Source organism: Lysobacter sp. N42 (genome assembly GCF_004344885.1).
The window spans coordinates 574,740-595,998 of sequence record NZ_SKFB01000001.1 but is presented as its reverse complement, the minus strand read 5'-3'; the positions used below and the strand labels follow the sequence as shown (position 1 = coordinate 595,998).

Annotated in this window: 18 protein-coding genes; 13 read left to right on the top strand and 5 right to left on the bottom strand. The window is 44.0% G+C overall.

Annotated features, from left to right (window positions below; all coding sequences use genetic code 11):
- Positions 1–8: 8 nt before the first annotated feature.
- The 6 genes from EYQ95_RS02985 to ttcA all read left to right on the top strand — a co-directional run bounded on the left by EYQ95_RS02985 (position 9) and on the right by ttcA (position 6,100).
- A complete protein-coding gene (locus EYQ95_RS02985; protein ID WP_111914184.1) occupies positions 9–2,390 on the top strand; it encodes a heavy metal translocating P-type ATPase in 2,382 nt (793 codons plus the stop codon).
- A gap of 18 nt (positions 2,391–2,408) precedes the next feature.
- Complete coding sequence (gene ccoS, locus EYQ95_RS02980) at positions 2,409–2,591, top strand: cbb3-type cytochrome oxidase assembly protein CcoS (RefSeq protein ID WP_111914185.1); 183 nt, start codon at positions 2,409–2,411, stop codon at positions 2,589–2,591.
- Positions 2,588–3,244: a sulfite exporter TauE/SafE family protein gene (locus tag EYQ95_RS02975; protein WP_111914186.1), complete on the top strand. Its 657-nt coding sequence runs from the start codon at positions 2,588–2,590 to the stop codon at positions 3,242–3,244. Before ccoS ends, EYQ95_RS02975 begins: the two co-directional genes overlap by 4 nt.
- 24 nt (positions 3,245–3,268) lie before the next feature.
- Entirely contained in the window at positions 3,269–4,018 is a 750-nt protein-coding gene (gene fnr / locus EYQ95_RS02970; protein WP_111914187.1) for a fumarate/nitrate reduction transcriptional regulator Fnr, read from the top strand.
- 80 nt (positions 4,019–4,098) lie between these two features.
- Positions 4,099–5,019 carry a universal stress protein UspE gene (gene uspE / locus EYQ95_RS02965; protein WP_111914188.1) on the top strand — a complete coding sequence of 307 codons (921 nt, stop codon included), beginning with the start codon at positions 4,099–4,101 and terminating at the stop codon, positions 5,017–5,019.
- 109 nt (positions 5,020–5,128) lie between these two features.
- Positions 5,129–6,100: a tRNA 2-thiocytidine(32) synthetase TtcA gene (gene ttcA / locus EYQ95_RS02960; RefSeq protein ID WP_111914189.1), complete on the top strand. Its 972-nt coding sequence runs from the start codon at positions 5,129–5,131 to the stop codon at positions 6,098–6,100.
- A 36-nt stretch (positions 6,101–6,136) separates the two neighbouring features.
- Here the strand turns inward: ttcA and EYQ95_RS02955 are convergent, their stop codons facing one another.
- A complete protein-coding gene (locus EYQ95_RS02955; protein WP_165831921.1) occupies positions 6,137–7,054 on the bottom strand; it encodes a glucosaminidase domain-containing protein in 918 nt (305 codons plus the stop codon).
- A 14-nt stretch (positions 7,055–7,068) separates the two neighbouring features.
- On the bottom strand, positions 7,069–7,857 hold the full coding sequence (locus tag EYQ95_RS02950; protein ID WP_111914191.1) for a hypothetical protein: 789 nt from the start codon (positions 7,855–7,857) through the stop codon (positions 7,069–7,071).
- 223 nt (positions 7,858–8,080) lie between these two features.
- On the opposite strand from EYQ95_RS02950, the gene EYQ95_RS02945 reads away from it, so the two are divergent.
- From EYQ95_RS02945 to EYQ95_RS02925, 5 genes are all read left to right on the top strand, one after another.
- Positions 8,081–8,656: a pseudouridine synthase gene (locus EYQ95_RS02945; RefSeq protein WP_207916228.1), complete on the top strand. Its 576-nt coding sequence runs from the start codon at positions 8,081–8,083 to the stop codon at positions 8,654–8,656.
- Between the two features lie 61 nt (positions 8,657–8,717).
- Entirely contained in the window at positions 8,718–9,833 is a 1,116-nt protein-coding gene (mnmA, locus tag EYQ95_RS02940; protein ID WP_111914193.1) for a tRNA 2-thiouridine(34) synthase MnmA, read from the top strand.
- The gene (gene hflD, locus EYQ95_RS02935) at positions 9,830–10,456 is read left to right on the top strand and encodes a high frequency lysogenization protein HflD (RefSeq protein ID WP_111914194.1); all 627 of its coding nucleotides are present in this window, start codon (positions 9,830–9,832) and stop codon (positions 10,454–10,456) included. The genes mnmA and hflD overlap by 4 nt, the downstream gene beginning before the upstream one ends.
- Before the next feature lie 31 nt (positions 10,457–10,487).
- Positions 10,488–11,876 carry an adenylosuccinate lyase gene (gene purB / locus EYQ95_RS02930; RefSeq protein WP_111914195.1) on the top strand — a complete coding sequence of 463 codons (1,389 nt, stop codon included), beginning with the start codon at positions 10,488–10,490 and terminating at the stop codon, positions 11,874–11,876.
- A 1-nt stretch (position 11,877) separates the two neighbouring features.
- Complete coding sequence (locus EYQ95_RS02925) at positions 11,878–13,059, top strand: cupin domain-containing protein (RefSeq protein ID WP_111914196.1); 1,182 nt, start codon at positions 11,878–11,880, stop codon at positions 13,057–13,059.
- Here EYQ95_RS02925 and EYQ95_RS02920 read toward each other — a convergent pair.
- Entirely contained in the window at positions 13,056–13,484 is a 429-nt protein-coding gene (locus EYQ95_RS02920) for a DUF4826 family protein (protein WP_126266328.1), read from the bottom strand. The two genes, EYQ95_RS02925 and EYQ95_RS02920, sit on opposite strands and share 4 nt — an antisense overlap.
- Positions 13,485–13,739: 255 nt before the next feature.
- Here EYQ95_RS02920 and EYQ95_RS02915 point away from each other — a divergent pair, with 255 nt between their 5' ends.
- Positions 13,740–14,792, top strand: a complete 1,053-nt coding sequence (locus EYQ95_RS02915; RefSeq protein ID WP_111914198.1) for a Glu/Leu/Phe/Val dehydrogenase — start codon at positions 13,740–13,742, stop codon at positions 14,790–14,792.
- A gap of 74 nt (positions 14,793–14,866) precedes the next feature.
- Here EYQ95_RS02915 and EYQ95_RS02910 read toward each other — a convergent pair whose 3' ends face one another.
- Positions 14,867–17,899 (bottom strand): FAD-binding and (Fe-S)-binding domain-containing protein, encoded by a 3,033-nt coding sequence (locus tag EYQ95_RS02910; RefSeq protein WP_207916206.1) that lies wholly within the window; start codon positions 17,897–17,899, stop codon positions 14,867–14,869.
- Between the two features lie 28 nt (positions 17,900–17,927).
- A complete protein-coding gene (gene ppsA, locus EYQ95_RS02905) occupies positions 17,928–20,300 on the bottom strand; it encodes a phosphoenolpyruvate synthase (protein WP_111914199.1) in 2,373 nt (790 codons plus the stop codon).
- A gap of 119 nt (positions 20,301–20,419) precedes the next feature.
- Between ppsA and EYQ95_RS02900 the strand changes: the two genes are divergently transcribed.
- Positions 20,420–21,226, top strand: coding sequence for a pyruvate, water dikinase regulatory protein (locus tag EYQ95_RS02900; protein WP_111914200.1), 807 nt, complete (start codon positions 20,420–20,422; stop codon positions 21,224–21,226).
- Positions 21,227–21,259 lie beyond the last annotated feature (33 nt).

Below are 21,259 nucleotides of genomic sequence, written 5' to 3'. Positions count from 1 at the left end.
CCAGCGACATGACTAGAGCATGTTTTCATTGCCATCAGCCAGTGCCAGAGGGCTTGAACCTTCATGTAGATATTATGGGGCAAAGTCAGCCTATGTGTTGTTACGGTTGCCAAGCCGTGGCACAGACTATTGTTGAACAAGATCTAGAAAGTTTTTATAAGTTTCGGCAAACAGAAAACAATAACATCCTTCCTTTAGTTCCCGATGAACTGCAAAAAGATGACCTATCAATTTACGATGAGCCTGAGGTACAAGCTGAGTTTTCTTTTTCCAGTGCGAATGGTCAAGAAGCATGGTTAGCGATTGAAGGTATGACCTGCGCAGCCTGTGCCTGGCTTATCGAGAAACACTTGCAACAACAGCCTGGAATTCAGAAAGTTTTCGTAAATAGCAGCACCGATCGTCTAAGGGTTACGTGGAATAAAGAGAAGCTATTATTAAGTACGATTCTGAATGAAATTGAGAACATCGGTTATCGGGCTCGTCCCTTTAAAGAAGGTGAACTTGAGGAACAATTTCAGAAACGAAGAAAGGGCTTAATTCGTCGTTTAGGGGTAGCCGGTATTGCTTCTATGCAAACCATGATGGTTGCATTCGGTTTGTATTATGACGATATCGACAGTACTACCCGGCTCTATTTTTGGTGGGTCTCCCTACTCTTTTCCGCTCCGGTATTTGTATACAGCTGCCAGCCATTCTATGCAAATGCAATCAAAGCTCTTCGAACTCGAACGCTTAACATGGACGTACCTGTTAGCATCGCCATTATCTTCGCATTCTTCGCCAGTATGTACGCCACCATTACTAATCAAGGTGAAGTTTATTTCGAGTGTGTAACCATGTTTGCGTTCTTTCTGTTAACGGGAAGATATCTAGAATTACTCGCTAAGCATAAGGCAATTACAGACGCTGCAAACTTAATGAAGTTGACGCCAAGCTTTGCTGAAGTTTGGCACGAAGAACAATGGCAAACAAAGCCGGTTCATCAACTTAGCGCTGGCGACAAAGTTCGTGTTAAACCTGGCTCTGTTATTCCCATAGACGGTGAAATCGAAACACAAAAAGTCTATGTAAATGAAGCGCAATTAACCGGAGAAAGCCATCCAATTCCCAAAGCTAAGGGCGAGAATGTGTATGCAGGTAGTCTTAACCTAGACACGCCGTTACAACTTATTGTAACTAAGCCCTACCAAGATTCGTTACTGGCAAAAATAATACAGCTACAGGACGACGCGTTAGCCCTAAAGCCTAAAGCCATCGATGTTGCAGACAGAATTGGCCGAAACCTTGTATTGGGTACGCTTATTATTGCCCTGATAACCTATATCACTTGGCTTTGGGTAGATGCCGACCGAGCCTTTTGGATTTTGTTGTCCGTACTCGTTGCAACTTGCCCTTGTGCCCTAGCATTGGCATCACCAACTGCCGTGAGTAGTGCTGTTAGTCGATTAAATCGTTTAGGCGTACTTTTGAAAAATGCAGACGCGAGTACCAATGTAAACGCCATAAAAACAATATGCTTCGACAAAACTGGGACTTTAACCGAAGGTCACTTTAAAATTACCGATAGTTGGTTTGCTGAATCTGAACATCAAAATAAGTGGCTAACGTTAGCATGTGAACTTGAGTCTTGGTCTGAGCACCCGATATCTAAAGCATTCACTGCACGAGATTCCGAAACATATCTTCAAAACGTAGAGAATATTCCAGGTAAAGGTCTGTACGCAGAGTACCAAGCCAAGCAAATCCTTATCGGTAGCCATGCTTTTCTCGCACAACACAAAATACCTATGGCCTGCACACTTCCAAGCGCTAACGTATATATGGCATACAACGGCGAGCTGGTTGCCGCATGGCGTGTTGACGATCAATTGCGAAACGACGCGAAATCAACCATCAGCGCACTATCTCAGCAGGGTTATCATTGTGTAATGCTGACTGGAGATAATGACGGTAGAGCCCAAGAGATAGCAGATAAAGTTGGTATAAAAGAGGTTCATGCCGGTTTAACCCCACAAGACAAACTTTCGAAGCTTCAAGAAATGCAGCGTTCGACCCCAGTTTTAATGGTTGGAGACGGCATTAATGATGGACCGGTGCTGGCAGGCGCAAATGTTTCAGTGACATTCTCTGCGGGTAGTGAGTTGGCTCAGGCAAGTTCTGATGTAGTTATTTTAAATCAAAAGCTATCGTCTTTAGTCTATTTTATTCAATACTCAAAAAGACTCGCGCGCGTAATTTTCCAAAACTTCATTTGGGCGTTCGGTTACAATGGCATTATTCTACCGTTAGCGGCATTCGGATTTGTCGACCCATTAATTGCTATGCTAGGTATGTCAGCGAGCTCACTTATTGTCATTACGAATTCGCTCCGTCTCATTCGAAAGTAGTCGAAACCTGAGGAGTTTATGGAAGCACTACATATTATGGTTCCTATCGCCATTATCTTGGTTGTGATCGCCATTATCATTTTCTTTTGGGCTATTAAAAATGGGCAATTTGACGATCTTGAGCGTCAAGGTATGAATCTCCTATTGGATGACGACAAGCCTAAAAAAGATAAAAAAACTAAAAGCCCAGAACAAGAATGACCATGTCTCTCGACTTTCTAGCTGCTTTTGTTATGGGGATTGCTGGTAGCGGTCATTGTTTAGCCATGTGCGGCGGTTTAGCAGGCGCAGTTGGTTTTCAAAGATCATTGAAACAGCTATTCATTTACAATTTCGGTCGCATTATTTCGTATATGCTTGCTGGAGTTATCGTTGGAACCCTAACGTTTGGTTTAGAGCTCGTACACCAGCAAACCCTGATATATTTTCGAGTATTAGCAGGTATCATGATGTTGCTGCTTGCAGTGTACTTGCTACGCGTTACTCGAGTATTACTATGGGTTGAAAAAATGGGAAGTTACCTTTGGCGTTATATTCAGCCCCTGAGTAAACACACCAAGAACTTACCCGGAGGTTTAGCAATTTTTGCGTCTGGCATGATTTGGGGATGGCTACCATGCGGTCTAGTTTATAGCGCTCTAACTTGGTCTGCTGCCGGCTCAACTATTATTGATAGCGCTTTATTCATGCTGCTATTTGGCTTGGGCACACTACCTAGCATGATTTCCGTGGGTGTGTTCTCCAGTAAACTTCAACAATTCATGAAAAGCGGTACCTTTCGTTGGACATTCTCGTTTGTTTTGGCAGTATATGGCGTACAAACAATTTACGTTGGAGTTATGCAACTCCATTAATGCTTACCAATTTACGAGAGCGAAATGACGCAGAAGCCGGGTTCTATACATATTAGTTGTCAAAATTGTGGGATTAGCCAACTGTGCTTACCCTACACACTTGATACGAACTCTCTTAATCGTCTTGACGCTATAATTGAAAGAAAGCGCCCTTATCAAAAAGGCGACACGCTATTTAGTAACGGCGAACCTTTACACTCTCTATTTGCTGTTAGATCGGGTTCATTTAAAACGTTCAATGTCGACAACAATGGCAATGAACAGATCACTAGCTTTCACTTGCCTGGCGACCTCATTGGTTTCACGTCGATAGCGAATGAAACATACCAAGGGTATTCGGAAGCGCTAGAAACCAGCATGGTATGTGAAATACCTTTTAATCACTTAGAGTCATTGAGTCGCCAACTACCTGCACTTCACAAGCAAATATTAAAGCTTATGAGTGAAGAAATTAAGCAAGACCAACATCTCTTGTCGGCGGTTAACTCTAAAAGCGCTGAATCGCGACTAGCAACCTTCTTTCTCGAGCTTTCGTCTCGTTTTATGATACGAGGGTTGAGTCCAAGTGAGTTCAGACTAAGCATGACACGCAATGAGATAGGCAATTATTTAGGCATTACCGTTGAGACCGTGAGTAGAATTCTTAGCCGCTTTCAAAAAGAGAAATGGTTAAAAGTTGAAGGTCGGTTTATACATATCCTCGATGAACATTCACTTAAACGAATTTCAGGCGTGCAAGCGGTCAACTGTCCTTTAAAAACAGTCAACTACTAACACCCAATAACGAAAATATTTAGTACAAAAGCGCCGCTTGAACTAAGATTAAATTAGTTTCTTACACAGAGGTATGCGTTGTGTATCAAAATATACTAGTTGTATTAGACGGTGAATCCACAGAGCAAAAAGCACTTTCTCGAGCGATTCATCTTGCTAAAGTACAAGGTGCTTCTTTAAGCCTTTTTCTTTCTATTTACGACTTCGCTTACGAAATGACTACAATGCTCTCTGGCGAAGAACGCGAGCAAATGCGTCATTCTTTAATAGAAGATCGGCGACAATGGGTGAGCGACCTGTTGGAAGATTATGACCTAACAGGAATCACTTATGACATGCATATTGTCTGGCATCACCGTCCTTTTGAGTCGATTATTCATCATGCGATTGAACAGAAGTACGATCTCATTATTAAAGGTACCCACCAACACAAAGGACTTCAGAGTGTTATCTTCACACCAACCGATTGGAGCCTGCTGAGAAAAGCCCCCTGTCCCGTGCTACTTGTTAAAGACCACCTTTGGCAAGACAACGGAACCATACTTACTGCTGTGCATGCGGCCTCTGATTCCGAAGTACACCAAGCCCTCAATAGAAAGTTAATTACTCACAGCTCTTTTGTTGCAAAAAATATCAAAGCAAAGTTACATTTAGTCAACTTCTACCCTGGCACTCCAACCGCTATTGCCGTTGAAATACCTGACTTTAACACAGCTCAATATCAACAAAATGTTGAAGCCCATCATAAGCAGGCAATGCAGGAGCTCATCTCGGATTTTGAGCCTGTTATTGAACGTACCCACACCCGTGACGGTATTCCCGACGACGGTATTCCAGCCATCGCTAAAGAATTAGACGCAGAGTTGGTTGTACTTGGAACCATTGGTAGAACAGGTATTTCTGCTGCTTTGTTGGGTAACACTGCGGAGCATGTCATCGAACAGTTAGACTGTGACCTACTGGCGATAAAACCAGACGGATTTAAAAGCCCCCTAGCTTAGTTTAATTTGCTCCTATTACCAGACACAACGTATAATGCGCGCCCTGTTCTCTTCGCCAGTAAAACAGAGAACATTTTAATCTTATAGCTCAGGAAAAGTGTCACTGCTTATGAACAACGCGCGCGTAAACTTACCCGAACAGCCGGAAGGCGAACTCAAGTCGAAGCAAAGCTCTAACGTAAATAAGTTAGAAAAACGCATACGCCGTGTGGTTGGGCAAGCAATTGGCGACTTCAATATGATTGAAGACGGCGACCGCATCATGGTGTGTTTGTCTGGCGGTAAGGACAGCTACACCTTGTTGTCATGTTTGCAGTATTTGCAGAAAGTCGCACCTATTCATTTTGAAATCATTGCGGTGAACCTTGACCAAAAACAACCCGGCTTCCCTGAGCACGTGTTACCAGAATACTTGCAACAATTGAACGTACCTTACGAGATTGTTGAAGAAGACACGTACAGCATAGTTAAAGATAAGATTCCGGAGGGCAAAACAACCTGCTCTCTTTGTTCTAGGTTACGCCGTGGTATTTTGTATAAAACAGCGAAACGTTTAGGCTGCACAAAGATAGCGCTGGGTCACCATCGTGATGACATGATTGAAACTCTTATGCTGAATATGTTTTACGGAGGCACGATGAAATCGATGCCACCGAAGTTAGTGAGTGATAATGGCGAACACATCGTTATTCGACCGCTGGCCTATGTTAAAGAGAAAGATATTGAGCGATACGCCAGAGCAATGAACTATCCTATTATTCCATGCAACTTGTGTGGCTCTCAGGAAAACCTGCAACGCAAAGTGATCAAAGAAATGCTACAAACGTGGGATAAGCAGTATCCCGGACGTATTGAGAGCATGTTCAAGGCGATGACCCAAGTGGTGCCCTCACATCTTCCCGATCGAGATTTATATAACTTTAAAGACGTGAAGACCGGTGAACAAATCGAAAGCGGCGACACAGCATTCGATCAAGAACCGTTGCCTTGGCGCTTTGAAGATACCGAAAACACTGACGGTGATGTAAATAGCGGCGATGTAACACCAATAGTGAACATCGCCGTGAAAATGGTGGATTAGAAGCCGTCAGCGAGGACGAAGAGCCTTCAGCGGAAACTACGAACCTTCAGCGGAAAGGGTTTCGCCAACATTTTCGATAATAGGCTGGTTCACCCGAATCATTTGTTGAAGCTCTTCAACATATTCTTCGCCTCTTTCAGAATAGCTAGTAAGCCCTTCTGTAAGTGGTGTTGCCGTTATCGGCTCTTCAGCAGCTCTCATTTGCTCACGAATTCCACGCAAATCTTGATACGCATAATGAGTATTTAGATTTCGCATATAGCTTCGTATAGAGGCTTCCATAGAGTCGAATAACCTTACTTCATAAACCTGTCCGTCCGGACGCTGGCTTGGTACTATGCCGCAGCCTTGGCTCCAGCACCATTGGCCAAAAAAGTTTCGTGCAGATTGAGCGAATCTAGAACGCCCCCACCCACTCTCGTTGGCAGCTTGTACTAAAACTAACGTTTCTGGAATAACGTCAACTCTCCGCTCCAACACTGTTAAAACTTCTGGCAAAGTTTCTTCGTTTACTTCGGTGTCTAAGTCGTAATATTCCGCAAGTTGGCTTACCCACCGCTGTTCTTGCATAGACAAACCTGCTGTATGGTATTTTGCTTGCAGCCTTAATAAGGCGCGTCGCTGTCTACGAATACGTTCGTTTTCATCTCTAATTGCAGGTAACAAATAAGAAAAGAAGGCTTCTTTTCTCTCCCTGATATTAAAGATCTCGCCAAATTCCGGAACCTCAGTTGTTGCTGTTGCCGGTGGGCGACGAACATCGGGCAGCACCCCAGCAGGTGATGTTGCCATGGTCTCCGCTGGTTGCTCTTCAAGACTTTGAGGTGCCCCATCGTTCTGAGTTTGCTCGCCAGGAGCTATCTCAGAAGACTGCTCTTTGTTCATTTGGAATACAGCGATGAAGGCAACGATACCTAACACGCAAAGAGCACCCCATTTAAATCGAGAATCCATAAAAATACCTCGCATTAGACAACAGTATTTATATCGGCTTGATCGCTGATTTCCACTTCAATGCCGAACACGTCCTTGTATACCAAGCCGATTAAGTTGTAGTACATCGGAACAAACCATAATAAAGGAATAAAGAGTAACAACGCACTCAAGAATACCAATACGATCATTACGAAAGTTATAACTAGAAAGGGTACAAAGTTTTTAGCGATCACTCGGAAAGAAACCCCGATCGCTTTAAAAGGATTAAGGCCATCTTGAACCACCAAAGGCGTAGATAACTGAAGTGAAATAGCGACAAACCCAGCCAGCGCAAAGCCAACGAAAGGATGAATCATTATTCCAATAACAAGCGCAACCACTGGAATGATCCCTCGAAGTAACTCCACGCCCCCATAACGAAATGGATTAGACAAATAGTTAAATACCATTAGCGGTTTATTTTTATAGGTTTCAGGGTATTCCGCTTCCACGGCTGCTGCGTTTCGAATACCCATTTTATACATTGCCGCTTGCATCGGTAGCAATAGGAAGAAATAAAGCACTAACATGGATAAAACGAAACCCGTCGGCAGCACCATACTTTCAAACTCTTCTGGTGTTTCGGGCATTTGAAAGTCGAAAAATGACTGCAGCAAATATCCACCGGCTTGACTAATCGCCCAAATAAGCAATAAAGCTCCAAGTAGAGGTAAAATAGTCGACTTGGTTAAATTCCAAGCTTGCTGCAACAAAGCATTAGTGTCTAATTTGAAGTCGTTGTTCAATGCTTTTTCTGGGCTACCGCCTATACGTTTCATCATAGCTTTTTCTTATTTTCTCATTATCCGAAGTTACATTTGCAAACAGGCGCTTTGCATTGCCTGTTAAAGTTTAATCCCGCACTTTGTTATAATATCCTGAAATCACCCCAGATATTATGCAAGGCTCGTTGTTATGTCGGCACAAAATAGATCTGCTCCGCTAAATTCATCACGAGTCAGGCGCTCTAAAAAGCCTAACGTTCAAAAGAACAACGCGCCCCCTATTCTATTGGCATTCAATAAGCCCTTCAATGTGTTAAGCCAATTTACCGGCGAACCCCACCTAACGACTTTAGCAGAGTACATCGATATACCAAATGTATACCCTGCCGGCAGGTTAGATAAAGACAGTGAAGGATTATTACTGCTCACCAATCATGGTCCACTGCAAGCTCGCATTGCTGAGCCCAAATTTAAGCTACCTAAAACCTATTGGGTTCTGGTTGAAGGCGAGCCCACACCTGACGCGCTTGCTCAGTTGCGTATTGGCGTAGAGTTAAAAGACGGGCGCACTAAGCCAGCACTTGTAAAGGTTATAGACGAACCTGAAAACCTCTGGCCACGCAATCCGCCAGTAAGAATTCGGAAGTCTATTCAGGACACTTGGTTAGAACTTACCATTAACGAAGGTAAGAACAGGCAAGTACGCAGAATGACTGCGCATATCGGCTTTCCAACATTAAGGTTGATAAGGGCAAGTATCGGTTCAATTAACCTCAATAATTTAGGTCCTAGTGAGTGGCGGTACGTAAGCTTGGACGAACTGCCGCCCAAGCTTCTAAGCGCGCTAAAGAAATGATATAATCCGCCACCATCAAAATTGCAGCAAAACCCGTTCTCGATAGGATTTTTAGAGCATTATGGCAGTAGACAAAAAACGCGTAATCGTAGGCATGTCAGGCGGTGTTGATTCGTCTGTTTCCGCTTGGCTTCTCATGCAGCAAGGTTACCAAGTTGAAGGTCTATTCATGAAGAACTGGGAAGAAGACGACACAGACGAGTATTGTGCTGCTGCTGATGACCTAAAAGACGCAGAAGCTGTATGTGAAAAACTCGGTATTGAGCTTCACACGGTAAATTTTGCAGCAGAATATTGGGACCGTGTATTCGAGCACTTCCTTGAAGAGTACCGTGCCGGTCGTACTCCAAACCCAGATATCATGTGCAATAAAGAAATTAAGTTTAAGGCGTTTCTTGAGTTCGCAGCCGAAGTGCTCGGTGCAGACTACATTGCAACTGGGCACTACTGCCGTCGTACAGAGCAAGACGGTAAATTCCAGCTCCTTCGCGGTTTAGACAACAATAAAGACCAAAGTTACTTCTTATACACTTTGAGCCATGAACATGTGGCGCAAACCTTGTTCCCTGTTGGCGAACTCGAAAAGCCGGAAGTTCGCAAAATTGCCGAAGAGCAAGGCTTGGTTACTGCTGACAAAAAAGATTCAACGGGTATTTGTTTTATCGGCGAACGAAAGTTTAAGGACTTTCTACAGCAATACTTACCTGCCCAACCAGGCCCAATTGTGACAGTTGACGGTGATGTTCTCGGCGAACACGAAGGCCTTATGTACCACACCATTGGTCAACGCAAAGGTCTTCTTATCGGAGGCCTAGCCGATGCAAGCGACGAACCTTGGTATGTGGTAGACAAAAATGTCAGCAAAAACGAATTGATTATTGCGCAAGGTAAAAAACACCCAAGGCTATTTTCTACAGGTTTAATTGCCGGGCAATTGCACTGGGTAAACAGAGAAGATGTTTCAGCTCCGTTCCGCTGTGTAGTTAAAACTAGATACCGCCAACAGGATATTTCTTGTTTGGTAACGCCGATAGATAACAATACTGTTAAGGTAGAGTTCGACGAACCTGTGGCTGCAGTTACCCCGGGGCAATCAGCCGTGTTTTACCAAGATGACGTATGTTTAGGTGGCGGAATTATTGAGTCACGAATTACTGACTTTGAGGTTAGTCTGTGACCGATGTTGAGAAGCAGGTTTTAGCATTTGCCGCTATTTGCCAAGCAGCCGCATGTACGCAACAACTCGCTCGGCGCGGCTCGGTAGTTCCAGAAGAAGCCAGTTTAACCATAGTGAATAGTTCATTAGTCCTCGACGCCCCAAATGCAGAGTCTATTTATGGTGGTTTGAACAATTTAAAGGTTGGTTTACAGGTTTTAATAGATCAACTTTCTGGCGGTCGGCCTAAAGACGTAGAGCAAACGCAATATGTTGTGCGCATGCTTCACTTGGAACGGTTATTAAACAAGAAGAGCGCTATACAAAACGAATTAGGTAAACGGCTAACCCAAGTTCAAAGACAGCGCGATCAATTACAGTTCGAGCAAGCAAAATTAAACGAATCTTTGGCGAGTGTTTATACAGACATTATCAGTCCTTTGGGTCCAAAGATTCAGATACAGGGTTCGCCAGCAATTTTAAGAAATACGAGCGTTCAGCATCATATTAGAGCATTACTTCTTGGCGGCGTGCGAAGCAGTGTGCTGTGGCGCCAACTTGGTGGCAAACGCAGACACTTAATATTTAAGCGTCAACAGCTTTTAAAGGCAGCAAACTCATTGCTGCAACAATGTACAGATTAACTCGACTTTTAACTTCTTTTGGAGCTTTAACATGCAACTTTCAGCTTTAACCGCTATCAGTCCGATTGACGGCCGCTATGGTAGTAAAACCGAAGACCTACGAGCGCTTACAAGTGAATTCGGACAAACGCACCAACGTGTTGTGGTAGAGATAAAATGGTTGCAGAAGCTTTCTTCAATCGAAGAAATTGCAGAAGTTCCTGCTTTTTCAGCTGAAACCAACGAATTTTTAAACAATATTATTCGCGACTTTTCTGAAGAAGACGCAGAGCGCGTTAAAGAGATAGAACGCACGACTAATCACGACGTTAAAGCCGTTGAATACTTCCTTAAAGAAAAGGTTGCAGATATTCCTGAACTTGCCGCGGCAAGTGAGTTCATTCATTTTGCTTGTACATCAGAAGACATCAACAACCTCTCACACGCTTTGATGCTACAAAATGCCCGAGAGCAAGTGGTTGTGCCTTTCCTTTCAGACATACTTAAGCAATTGGCGGCGTTCGCTGAAGAGTTTGCAGAAATCCCAATGATGGCGCGCACTCACGGGCAGCCAGCGTCCCCGACTACATTCGGTAAAGAGTTTGCTAACGTTGCCATGCGACTCGACCGTCAACTGTCACAAATTAAAGACATCGAATTTTTAGGGAAAATTAATGGTGCTGTGGGTAACTACAACGCTCACCTTTCTGCATATCCTAATATTGACTGGCATAAAGTTTCAGAAGAATTCGTAACGTCACTGGGGCTTCAATGGAACCCATACACAACACAAATCGAACCACACGACTATATCGCAGAATGGCTCGACGCAGTTGCACGTGCAAACACCATTATTATTGACCTTGATCGTGATATCTGGGGTTACATTGCACTTAATCACTTTAAACAGAAAACAGTAGAAGGCGAAGTTGGCTCTTCAACGATGCCTCATAAAGTAAACCCTATCGACTTTGAAAATTCTGAAGGTAACTTAGGGCTAGCGAACGCGGTGTTTAACCATTTAGCAAATAAATTACCAGTAAGCCGTTGGCAACGTGATCTAACAGACTCAACAGTATTGCGTAACCTAGGAGTTGGCATTGGCTACAGCATGATTGGCTGGCAAGCAACTATTAAGGGGTTAAACAAACTTGAGATTAACCCAACTAACTTAAGCAATGAACTCGATCAAAACTGGGAACTGCTAGCAGAGCCAGTGCAAACCGTAATGCGCCGTTATCACATTGAGAAGCCCTACGAAAAGCTTAAAGCTTTAACACGCGGTAAGCGTTTAACTGCTGAAGGTATGGCTAACTTTATCGATACACTTGAACTTCCAGATCAGGTAAAAGCAGACTTAAAAGCGATGAGTCCAGCGAATTACATAGGTGACGCAATACGTTTAGCTAAAGACGTAAACAAGTATTTAGAGAACCTATAACGTGTTAAGCAAAAGCTTCGATTCGGACGAGTTTAAGTCGTCTATTTGGCAAAAGAAACCTGCCGTATTTCGCGGCATGTTTCCAAACTTTGTTGATCCGCTAAGTGCCGATGAGTTAGCTGGGCTCGCTTTGGAGCCAGGAGTAGACTCTCGTATCGTGCAATCAGATCACGGTAAATGGAACCTTATACACGGTCCGTTCGAAGCTTATGACACGCTCGGCGATAGCCACTGGAGCTTACTCGTTCAAGCTGTAAACGAGCATTTCCCACCAGCACAAAAAATACTCAATGCTTTTAGCTGGATGCCTTCATGGCGCTTAGATGACCTGATGGTTAGCTTCTCTACACCCGAAGGTGGCGTAGGTGCGCATATCGACCAGTACGATGTATTTATTATTCAAGGTAAAGGGGAGCGCCGCTGGTCAGTAGGGCCTCGTGGCGAATACGCAGTGCAGACGCCCCACCCTGACCTAAAGCAAATATCCGGCTTCGAGCCTATTTTAGATGAAGTGCTAAAGTCAGGTGACGTTATTTATATTCCAGCGGGGTTTCCTCATAAAGGTGTGTCTTTAACAGACTCATTCAATTACTCGATAGGTTTTCGTGCCCCCAGCCAAGGCGAGTTTTTGTCTGCTTTAGCCGACTATGCGCTTGAGTTTGACCAGTTACAGCAGCGCTACACCGATACAAAAGAGTCACTAGCCGCTCAAAAAAATAAGCCTGACGTATTGCCTCAACAGGCAGTCGATCAAATTCAAGAGCTTTTACGGAGCGCATTGGAAGACAAGACTTTGATACAAAAGGTAGCTTCAAAGTTATTGTCGACTAACCCTCGCCCACCCCTTCAATTTTGGCCTGAACAAAGCATTCAGTCAGACCAACTATTGAGCGTTTTGAACAATGATTCCCGCTGGCTTGCAGCTCCTGGTTTGCGCTGGCTTTATACAGACCCTCAAGATCAAAACAATGATCCTGAATACATTTATATTCAAGGCTCTCGCTTTGCTGCGGATTTAGCAGTGCACAGTTTCTTCGAACGAATTTCGAAGGAAGAAGGCGTGGAATCACAATGGATTTTTGCCCTCGCAGAATCGTCAGAACAATTAAGTTCAATCCTGACTTGGATGTACAACGAAGGCCTTATCGTTTGTGAAGATGATTTGGAAGAAGAAGAGGATTAAACCTCTTCTTTCCATAACTCTTCCATTTCGGTCAGTGGAAATAGGTTTTCCGCGCCTTTGATTAACTCTTGGGCATGCTCGTAATCTTCATTATTTTTTGCTGCTGCCCCACCCTCTAGTAACTTGTCTGCTTTCATCTGCCAGCGATAACTGAAGTAACGCAGTGCGTCCTGAGGTGTTTTTGCGCTTTCACAGTCAATATGGTCAAGAGGTAAGTCACCGGAGATTGCCCACACCGTTTCATCCATACCTTGAAGCGTAAACTTCCACAACGCGACCAAAGGAGCTAAATAACGACTTTCTTGTGTGAGTACACGGTCGCTAATAAGGCCATGCTCCGCTAAATGAGCGTTTGCATTTTGAAACTGTTCTCTTACCCAGTTATCGTGTTCTTCTTGGGTGAGTTGCTTTAATTCTTGAGTCATTTGAGCTTCTTCTTTACTGCTATTTACTGTTTTAATATGCCCCAATATTACCACGTTGAATTCTATTAGAGAATGTTTTCCCTCGGGAACCCTTCATACGCTTGCAGCCTAAGACTGGTTTGACCTGTGGCGGTATTAAAGGTTTACACAATGTTACCGTTTTTCAGGGGTAAATAAGTTGTAATTTCTAGCTTTCGCGCCTTAAAAGTGGTAGTTTACGCCACGATTTTTGACAACTATAAAAGGGTAATTTACATGTCCCTGTTTGAGCACACAGAGTTCGACAACCACGAAGAAGTGGTTTTTTGTAACGACAAAGAAACTGGCCTAAAAGCTATCATTGCAGTGCATGACACAACTATGGGTCCATCGCTTGGTGGTACGCGTATGTGGAACTATGCGTCTTCAGGTGAAGCATTAACAGACGTACTGCGTCTTTCACGCGGTATGACATATAAAAGTGCATTAGCAGGCCTGCCTTTGGGCGGTGGTAAAGCCGTTATTATCGGTGATGCTAAAACGCAAAAAAGCGATGCTTTATTTAAAGCTTACGGTCGCTTTGTAGACTCTCTTGGTGGTAAATATATCACCGCAGAAGACGTAAACATCCGTACTTCTGATATCGAGATTGTTGCTACACAAACCCGTTATGTAGCCGGTACTGAAGGAAAAGCAGGCGATCCTTCACCGCACACAGCACTTGGTGGTTACCTAGGACTAAAAGCTGCAGCAAAGCACGCTTTTGGTAATGAAAGCTTGAAAGGCCTTAAAATAGCCGTTCAAGGCTTAGGAGCGGTTGGCTACGACTTCGCTAAGCATTGTGCGGAAGACGGCGCAGAGCTTATTGTTTGTGACGTTAATCAAGAAAGCGTAGACAAAGCTGTAAGCAAGCTTGGCGCAAAAGCGGTTAGCATTGATGAAATCTACGATGTAGACGCAGATATTTACGCGCCTTGTGCTCTTGGTGCGACCATTAACGATGAAACCCTCAAGCGTATTAAAGCTAAGGTAATTGCGGGTAGTGCTAACAACCAGTTAGCAACGCCAGAGCATGATCGTATCGTTAAAGACATGGGCATCCTTTACGCACCAGACTATGTAATTAATGCTGGTGGCGTTATTCACGTTTGTTCAGAAGCGGCAAGCTTCACTACTGAAGAAACTGCAGCTCGTGTTAGAAATATCTACAATACTTTGGACAAGATATTCGCGCGTGCAAAAGAGGAAGATCGCCCAACGGGTGAGATTGCCGACGAAATGGCTCGTGAAATTTTAGCGGCTAAAGCTGCTGAAAAAGCGAATCGTTAAGTTTTCTAACGCTATAAAAAAAGCTCCGCACAATGCGGAGCTTTTTTGTATCTGCACAATACAAATTTAAATGCTTAAGAACTAAAATGCTCTGCGAATAGAACAAGTGGGTGTTTGACTGAAGCCGCTCCAAAACGACTCGACTGACAACGACAAGAAAACCCAGTCGCCACTACCCTTCCATTATTTTGTTCAAGAATAGGTTTCCAGCTTAAATCAAATATTCGGCGACTCGCTTCAACCCGATCAGACTCATGCCCATAGCTTCCCGCCATACCACAGCAACCATTGTTCGCGGTGTTGAGCGATATACCTGCCCCGGTAAAAATTTGTTGCCACGTTTTACTCGCCGTTGGACTTTTCGTTTGTTCGGTACAATGCGTGAGCAACGTATAGGCTTCCTCACCTTTTGAAACTGAACTAAAAACAGTAAGGTCTTGTTGAACCAGCCACTCCTGAATAAGTTGCACTTGAAAGTCACCGCGCTCGCTACCTAACTCAGCCGTATATTCGTCGCGGTAACACAGAGTAGTTGCTGCGTCTAAGCCCACCATTTCAACATTCAACTTAGCTACGCTATTTAGTAATTGGCTTTGCGTTAATGCAGTTTGATAAAACTCCTCAACATAACCTTTTACGTGCAGGCCTTTACCGTTTTCTTGAAATGGAAGAAAAACGGGTGTTTTCCCCAGCTTAGTCGCTGTATCTACAAGAGCCTTCATTACTTCAGGTTCAAAACACAAAGTAAACACGTCGGGTACAACAGCAACATACTTGGTTGCATCGAAGCCAGAAGCTTGCGAGCGCTTTTGAAGCTCATTCCATGAGATAGTCTTGCTAGTGGCAAGCAGTTGCTGTGCGGTTGGAAAAGCAAATCGTGGTGTATCTATGTAGCCTAACCAATGTCGCTGCACCCAATGACTTATAGGGTTGTGCATCAATACGTTTGCTAACCGTGGAAACTTCGACAAACGAGGTAATAACTTTTCAGAATTCTTCACCAGAATGTCTTTCATCGGACGCAAATAACGACTGTAATAGTGCCTGTAGAACTTCGTTCTTTGCGTTGGAATATCTACTTTTACAGGACACTGAGTAGAACAGGCCTTGCAGGCGAGGCAGCTATCCATTGCTTCCTTTATTTCCGTATTAAAATCATCGGGCTTGTTAACGCTATTTATTGCGCGTATAGGCCAAGCTTTTTGTTTCGGAAGCTCGTCGGCTTTATATCCTTCTAAACTGGTTACTCTTAACCACTCTTTAATCAGCGTAGCCCGGCCTTTCGGTGACTCTTTACGGTTGCCATAAGCTCTATACGAAGGACACATTGGAGTATTCACATCGAAACTAAAACAAAGACCATTACCGTTACAGTCCATAGCACCCTGATACGATTCACGAACCTCAACAGGGATTTCTTTGTCAAATACGCCCCGCTTCTGACCGTCAACACTCACTAAGCTTGCGTCGCTATCCACCGGAGTACAAATCTTGCCGGGGTTTAATCGATTATTGGGGTCAAAAGATGATTTTATTTTTCGTAACTCTAAGAATAGCTTCTCGCCAAAGAATTCCGGTCCGTATTCGGAGCGGTAGCCCTTACCATGCTCACCCCACATTAACCCGCCATACTTAGCCGTTAGCGCCATCACTTTATCGCTTATTTCCCGAACTAACTTCTCCTGTACAGTGTCGGTCATATCTAACGCTGGTCTTACGTGCAATACACCTGCGTCAACATGCCCGAACATCCCGTACTGAAGCTGCTTTTCATCGAGTAAGGCTCTAAACTCTAATATGTAATCCGCTAACTTCTCAGGGGGTACAGCGGTGTCTTCAACAAAGGCGATAGGCTTTTTCTTGCCAGGCATAGCCCCCAACAAACCCACAGCCTTTTTACGCATAGCATAAACACGCTGTATGGAAGCTATATCGCTACACACTTTAAAACCGCATACATTGAATTTTTCAGAACTATCTGACGACAAATGGGCTTTAAGCCAATCTAATTTATGATCAATCTCTTCGGCAGTTAACGCGGTATATTCCACCATGTTTATACCGTTCATTGGTGTGTCTGAATCCACCAGATCCGCAACGTCGTTCCAAATAATGTCGTTGCGTGCAAGTTCAAGAACATTGGAGTCGATAGTTTCAACAGAGGTTGCTTCTGCTTTCATGAGCTCCGGCGCGTGCCGCAAAGCAGACTCGAAGTTTGAGTATTGAATGTTTACCAACACCTTATGCTTAGGAATTGGCGTAATATTTAGTTTAGCTTCAGTAACAATAGACAAGGTTCCTTCAGCGCCCGCGATCACTCTTGATAAGTCGATCGTTTCACTTTCTGGATCCCAAGTGTGTTTCAAGTCGTAGCCGGTAAGAAACCTATTTAAGGGAGGAAACTTAGCCTCAACTTCTTCTCTCATATCTACGCAAGAAGCGATTGCTTGACGGTATATGAGCCCTTCTACTGAGTCGTCTTCTGCTAATTTCTTCGCATCCTCGAGAGGAATTGGATGCGTATTTAGTTCATTTCCAGACACCAAGAAACTTCTTAACCCTAAGACATGGTCACTGGTCTTGCCATAAACGATAGAGCCTTGCCCCGAAGCATCGGTTGCAATCATTCCGCCAATCGTACAGCGATTACTTGTAGAAGTATCAGGTGCGAAGAAGTAGCCGTAAGGTGCCAAGAATTCATTTAAAGCGTCTTTAACTATACCTGACTCAACTTTTACCCACCCTTCTTTCTCGTTAAGTTCAAGAACACGAGTTAAGTGTCGGCTTAAATCGATAACAATGTTGGGTGTTAACGACTGACCATTGGTGCCAGTACCTCCACCTCGCGGCGCAAACTTTAGATGTTGGAATTCATCACGATTTGCTACACGTAACAAACACGCAACGTCATTCTGGCTTTTGGGATAAATAACAGCTTGAGGTATCTGTTGATAAATACTGTTGTCCGTAGCGGCAATGAGACGGCCGCTATAGGTAATATCTACGTCTCCGATGAAGCCCGCAGCTTTCAATGCAGAAGAAAACACCGCAATGTCAGATTGCGGTGCTCTATTGTTCTGCTGAGTGTTCTTTAATAAGGGTAACAAAGCAAAAACTTTCCCTTTTTAATTAACTTTAGTCTTTCAATGACTTGTTCAAATACAACCAAGTGTCGACTACGGTATCTGGGTTAAGTGATACAGAGTCAATACCTTGCTCAACTAACCATTGTGCAAAGTCTGGATGATCTGATGGACCTTGACCACAAATACCCACGTACTTGCCGCGCGCTTTAGCTGTCTTAATCGCCATTGAAAGCAATGCTTTAACAGCTTCATCTCGCTCATCAAACAAATGAGCAATAAGCCCCGAGTCTCGGTCTAAACCTAAACTAAGTTGAGTTAAGTCGTTCGAACCGATAGAGAAACCATCAAAAATATCAAGGAACTTGTCTGCAAGTAACGCATTTGAAGGCAGCTCACACATCATAATGACACGTAATCCGTTTTCTCCTTGACGTAAACCATGGCGAGCCAGTACCTCAATAACGCCACGACCTTCTTCTAACGTACGCACGAAAGGAATCATAATCTCAACGTTAGTAAGACCCATTTCATTACGTACGCGCTTTATCGCTTCGCACTCTAAAGCAAAGCATGCTTCAAAGTCAGGTGAAAGGTAACGAGAAGCACCACGGAAACCTAGCATCGGGTTTTCCTCGTCTGGCTCGTACTGATTTCCACCTAATAAATTCGCGTATTCGTTAGACTTAAAGTCAGACATACGAACAATCACCCGCTCTGGTGCGAATGATGCTGCAATGGTAGAAATACCTTCAACTAGTCTACGAATATAGAACTCTACCGGATCTGGGTAACCTACGATTTGCTCTTTGATCGCTTCACGCATTTCTTCTGATTGTTGATCAAACTCTAGAAGTGCTTTGGGGTGAATGCCAATCATACGGTTAATAATAAATTCTAAGCGAGCTAAGCCTACGCCTTCATGAGGTAAGGTAGCGAAGTCGAATGCACGGTCTGGGTTACCCACGTTTTGCATTATTTTAAGGGGTAATGAAGGCATATTACCCACTTCAGACTCAGAAACTTCGAAGTCCAATAAACCACGGTAAATAAGGCCTGTATCACCTTCTGCACATGAAACAGTAACGTGAGTGCCATCTGCTACTGTGTCTGTAGCGTCGGTACATCCAACAACGGCAGGAATGCCTAATTCACGAGCAATAATAGCAGCGTGACAAGTACGGCCACCGCGGTTTGTCACAATTGCAGACGCGCGTTTCATGATCGGCTCCCAATCAGGGTCGGTCATGTCCGTTACAAGAACGTCACCAGGCTGTACTTGATCCATGTCATCAATCGAGTCTAATACGCGAGCTACACCGCGACCAATTCTCTGACCAATCGCACGACCTGTTGCTAGCACATCAGATTTCTCTTTAAGCGCAAAACGTTCTATTGAAGTGCCCTTCTCATTTGAGCGAACCGTTTCAGGACGCGCTTGAACAATATACAACTTGCCGTCATGGCCGTCTTTCGCCCACTCGATATCCATTGGACGACCGTAGTGTTTTTCGATCGTGACTGCTTGACGCGCCAATTCTTGGATTTCTTCGTCTGTAATCGAGAAACGGCGTTGTCTGCCCGTATCTACGTCTTGAACTTGAACTTGCTTACCATGCTCGGTGCTGTTTGAGTAGATCATCTCAATTTTCTTACTACCCATGTTACGACGTATCACCGATGGGCGGTTTGCAGCAAGTGTGGGTTTGTGAACAAAGAACTCATCGGGGTTCACCGCCCCTTGAACAACCATTTCGCCCAGACCATAAGACGAGGTAATAAAGACCACCTGGTCGAATCCAGACTCTGTATCGATAGAGAACATTACACCAGAAGCAGCCAAGTCACTGCGCACCATGCGCTGAATACCCGCTGATAATGCAACACCACGGTGGTCGTAGCCCTGGTGTACACGGTAACTAATAGCACGGTCATTAAATAACGAAGCAAACACGTGTTTAATCGCTTCCATCACGGAGTCGATGCCGCGTACGTTTAAAAAGGTTTCTTGTTGGCCTGCAAAAGAAGCGTCTGGCATATCTTCTGCTGTGGCTGAACTACGTACAGCGAAACTAGCTTCTTCATTGCCTTCACAAAGCGTTTCATAAGCTTCTTTAATAGCTTGCTCTAATTCAGGCTGAAATGGTGTGTCGATAATCCATTGACGGATATCTTTACCTGCATTCGCTAACGCTTTTACGTCGTCAACGTCTAATGTGTCGAGTAGCGCATAAATTTTTGCGTTCAGCCCACTTTGCTCTAAAAAGTCGTTAAATGCGTCTGAGGTTGTGGCGAAACCACCTGGAACAGTTACACCAGCACCCGCTAAATTACTGATCATTTCGCCGAGTGAAGCGTTTTTACCGCCAACGCGATTAACGTCATTCATTCCTAAGTGTTGGTACCAAAGCACGTATTCTTGCACAATAATTTCCTTGTTTTCAGAGCTAAAGTATTGGAGGCTGAAAGTATGCAATCATTTTACACATTCGAGCCTAACAAGTTAATATTTTCGGCGAATCAACATCACTAAAAGAGACATTCATGCGCACAGCATTCTATATTTCAGACGGCACAGCATTAACCTCAGAAACTTTTGGGCATGCCATTTTGTCGTTGTTTCCTGTCAAGTTTAGACACAGAACCTTGCCTTTCATTGACGATGAAACTAAAGCACAACAAACCGTTGAAGAAATTAATCAGGCGTTCAAAGAAAACGGTGAACGACCTTTAATTTTCCACACTTTTATAGACAGTCGAATTAAGAAACTTATTGTTGAAAGCGAAGGCGTTTCCTACGACTTTCTCGACCACTATACGGCTCCGGTACAAAAAGAACTTAATGTTGCACCCGAACCAAGAACTAACCGAACACACGGTATACACCAAGACTATATTTTCCGAATCGAGGCAGTGAATTACACACTTGCCAACGACGACGGCGTAACCACTCGTAATTACGACGAAGCGGATATAATCTTAATTGGTGCTTCTCGAACCGGAAAAACACCAACATGCCTCTACTTGGCCCTTCAATACGGTATTAAAGCGGCTAACTACCCTCTTACAGAAGAGGACATGACAGATCTGTCGCTGCCTTATGACTTAAAAATGCATCGTCACAAGTTGTTCGGTTTAACCATCGACCCTGAGCGACTGCAGCAAATAAGAGATAACCGCAGAGCAAACAGCAGATATGCTTCTATGGAGCAATGTGTGAAAGAAATTGAACACATTGAGCAACTCTACCGTCGCGAAGCTATACCGTTTTTAAACTCAACCCATGCTTCAGTTGAGGAAATAGCGGCGAAAATAATGACTATCGCAAAACTGGAACGTCATCGTTACTAACCGCTAACCGTAAAATTTAGACATAAAAAAACG